The 3,894-nt window shown below is 70.3% G+C and carries 1 protein-coding gene; it reads left to right on the plus strand.

The genetic code is table 11. The features are described 5' to 3' along the window. Positions 1-3,894 (plus strand): non-ribosomal peptide synthetase (locus GA0115259_RS36310; protein ID WP_141716845.1); only part of this gene is annotated, 3,894 nt, incomplete at both ends.

A 3,894-nucleotide genomic window follows, 5' to 3' on the forward strand; every position in this document is an offset into this window, starting at 1 on the left:
GCGGGCGAGCGGCCGGAGCGGCTGCCGCTGTCGTCCGCGCAGCAGCGGCTCTGGGTGCTGTACCAGGTCGAGGGCGCCGGTCCCACGTACAACATCCCGTCCGCCTGGCGGCTGTCCGGCGCGCTCGACACCGACGCGCTGCGCGCCGCCGTGGGCGATCTGGCGGAGCGGCACGAGACACTGCGTACGGTGTTCCCGGAGGAGGCCGGCACGGCGTACCAACGGATCCTGCGCCGCGGCGAGTACGAGATCCCGGTGGAGGTCGTTCCCGCCGAGGAGCGGAGCCTTGCCGGACTGCTGGCCGACGCGGCGTCGTACGGTTTCGCGCTGGACCGTGAACCGCCGCTCCGTGTAAGCGTGTTCCGGCTGGCCGAGGACGAGCATGTTCTGCTGGTCCTGGTGCATCACATCGCCGGTGACGAGTGGTCCGAGCAGGCCCTGACCCGGGATCTGGCCACCGCCTACGCCGCACGTACGGCCGGCCGAGCGCCGGACTGGGCACCCCTGCCCGTGCAGTACGCCGACTACACCGTGTGGCAGCGGACCGTCCTCGGCGAGGAGAAGGATCCGGAGAGCCTGGCGTTCCGGCAGCTCGCGTACTGGAAGGAGGCCCTGTCCGATCTTCCCGAGGAGCTGACACTGCCCGCCGACCGGCCGCGCCCGGCGGAGAGCAGCTACCGCGGCGGCGCCGTCGATCTGTCCTTCGGTCCGGAGCTGGCGAGTTCACTGCGCGAGCTGGCGCGCGACGCCGGAGTCAGTATGTTCATGCTGATGCAGTCCGCCGTGGCGGCCCTGCTGACCAGGCTCGGAGCCGGTACGACCATTCCCATCGGCAGCCCGATCGCCGGACGCCCGGACGAGGCGCTGGAGGATCTGGTCGGATTCTTCCTCAACACACTGGTCCTGCGCACGGACACATCGGGTGATCCGGGCTTCCGTGAACTGCTGGCCCGTGTCAGGGACGCCGACCTCGCTGCGTACGACCATCAGGACGTGCCCTTCGAGCGTGTGGTGGAGGCGCTCAATCCGCCGCGCTCACTGGCCCGCCATCCGGTGTTCCAGGTGATGGTCGTCTATCTCGCAGCGGGCCCGACAGGCCCGATGCTGCCGGGACTCGTCTCACACGAGGAGGAAGTCGGCCAGGCCACCGCCAAGTTCGATCTCTCCTTCGACTTCGTGGAGCACGCGGACGGCAACGGCGTTCACGGAGTGCTCGAATACAGCACCGATCTGTACGACCGGACCACCGCCGAAGCGATCGCGGAGCGCCTGCACCGCGTCCTGCGCGCGGTGGCCGCGGAGCCGGATCTGTCCATCGGCCGGATCGACATCCTGGGCGAGGACGAGCGGCAGCGGATACTGACGCGGTGGAACGCCCGTGAGCCGGCCGCCGCACCGACCACCGTGCCCGCGCTGTTCGAGCGGCAGGTACGGCGCACTCCCGACGCTCCCGCCGTCGCTTCCGACGGTGTCGAGCTGACCTATGCCGAACTCGACGCGGGCGCCAACCGGTTGGCCCGGCTGCTGATCGAGCGAGGAGCCCGTCCCGAACGGATCGTCGCACTGGCCCTGCCTCGCACCGCCCATACCTTGCTGGCGATTCTGGCCGTGCAGAAGGCGGGCGCCGCGTATCTGCCGCTCGATCCGGATGTCCCGTCGGCACGTACAGCCGACATGCTGGCCGACGCGCGTCCCGTACTGACCTTGACCATTCGCGCACTCGCGCCGCTGCTGCCCGCTTCCGAAGCGCCGGTGCTGGTACTCGACGCGCCGGAGACCGTGGAGGCGCTCGCCGCGTACGACGCCCGGGATGTGACGGACCTGGACCGTACGGGCGCGCTGACACCAAGTCACCCGGCCTATGTGATCTACACATCCGGATCGACCGGCCGCCCGAAGGGCGTCGTCATCACCCATGAGACGGTCGGCAATCTCTTCCACAGCCACCGGGAGACACTGTACGGACCGGCTGTCGCGCTCACCGGCCGGCGGCAACTACGGGCAGGACACGCCTGGTCGTTCTCGTTCGACGCGTCCTGGCAGCCTCAGCTGTGGCTGCTCGACGGGCACTGTGTGCATGTGGTGTCCGAGGAGACACGGCGCGATCCCGAACTGCTCGCGGCGGCCGTCGTGGAGCACGGTTTCGATTTCCTCGAAGTGACACCGTCGTTCTTCGCGCAGATGGCCGACACCGGGCTAATCTCGGACGGCGCCTGTCCTCTCGCCGTGATAGGCGTCGGCGGTGAGGCCGTACCGCAGGCGCTGTGGGAGAGGCTGCGCGGACTGCGCGGCACGGAGGCGTTCAATCTGTACGGGCCCACCGAATCGACCGTCGACGCGCTCGTGGCGCGCGTACGCGACAGCGACCGGCCACTGGTCGGCCGGCCAGTCGCGGGCACACGGGCCTATGTGCTCGACGGCTTCCTGCGGCCCGTGCCACCGGGAGTGCCCGGCGAGCTGTATCTCGCGGGCGGCGGTCTGGCCCGTGGCTATCTGAACCGGCCCGCCCTGACCGCCGAACGGTTTGTCGCCGATCCGTTCGGTCCTCCCGGCTCCCGGCTCTACCGCACGGGCGACCTCGCCCGCTGGACGGCGGACGGAATGCTGGACTATCTGGGCCGGGCGGACGACCAGGTCAAGATCCGCGGTTTCCGTGTCGAACTGGCGGAGATCGAGGACGTACTGGCCGCCCATCCGGACACCGGACAGGTAGTGGTGACGGCCCGTCAGGACGGTCCGGGCAAGAAGTTGGTGGCGTATGTGGTGGCAGCCGCCGGGCAGTCGCCGGACGCGGGTGGACTGCGTGCGCATGTCGCGCGGCAACTGCCGGACTATATGGTTCCGGCGGCGGTGGTCCTGCTGGACCGCCTTCCGAAGCTCGCCAACGGCAAGCTCGACCGCAAGGCGCTGCCCGCGCCCGACTTCACGGCGGTCTCGTCGGGCCGCGCAGCGCGTACGCCTCAAGAACAGGTCCTCTGCGGTGTGTTCGCCGACGTCCTGGGGCTCGAACGGGTGGGCGTGGACGACGACTTCTTCACACTCGGCGGCGACAGCATCATGGCGATGCGACTGGTCAGCCGGGCACGGGCAGCGGGTCTACGGATCACTCCGCGCCTGGTCTTCCGGCATCGCACGGTGGCCGGCCTGTGCGCCGTCGCCGCCGAACAGACCGCCGTCGAGTCCGCCGTCGCACCGGGCGCGGTCCCGGCACCGTACGACAGCACGGGTAGTGTTCCGCTGACACCGGTCATGCACTGGCTGCGTGAACTGGGCGGTCCCTTCAAGGGCTACCACCAGGCGGCGCTCGTCCAGACTCCGGCGGCGCTGGACCGCGCGAAGCTGGTGAGCGTGGTACGGGCGCTGGCGGACCGGCACGACATGCTGCGGGCGCGACTGGTACGGACAAACCGGGACGACTGGTCCCTGGAGGTTCCACCGGCGCGCACGGCCGACATCGACACCTGGATCGAACGGGTCGATGCCACCCGCCTGGACGAGGACGCCCTGCGCGAGTCCGTCGCGGAACGGGCGCGCGCGGCCCGGGGGGCGCTCGATCCGGAGGCCGGCGAGGGAGTCAAGGCGGTGTGGTTCGACACGGGCGACCGGCCGGGCCGACTGCTGCTGATGGCCCATCATCTGCTGGTCGACGGTGTGTCCTGGCGGGTGCTGCTGCCCGATCTGGCGGCGGCGTGGCAGGACATCTCCGAGGGCCGTCCGGCCGAACTCGCGCCGGTCGAAACGCCGTTCAGGCAATGGGCGCACCGGCTCACCGAGCTGGCCCAGGAACCGTCCCGCGAGGCCGAACTGCCCGTATGGACGGCCATACTCGACGGCGCGGATCCGCTCCCGCCGATCCGCCCGCTGGTCCCGGAACGCGACACGGCGGGGACCGGA

Source organism: Streptomyces sp. MnatMP-M17, assembly GCF_900091995.1.
Taxonomy (GTDB): Bacteria; Actinomycetota; Actinomycetes; order Streptomycetales; family Streptomycetaceae; genus Streptomyces.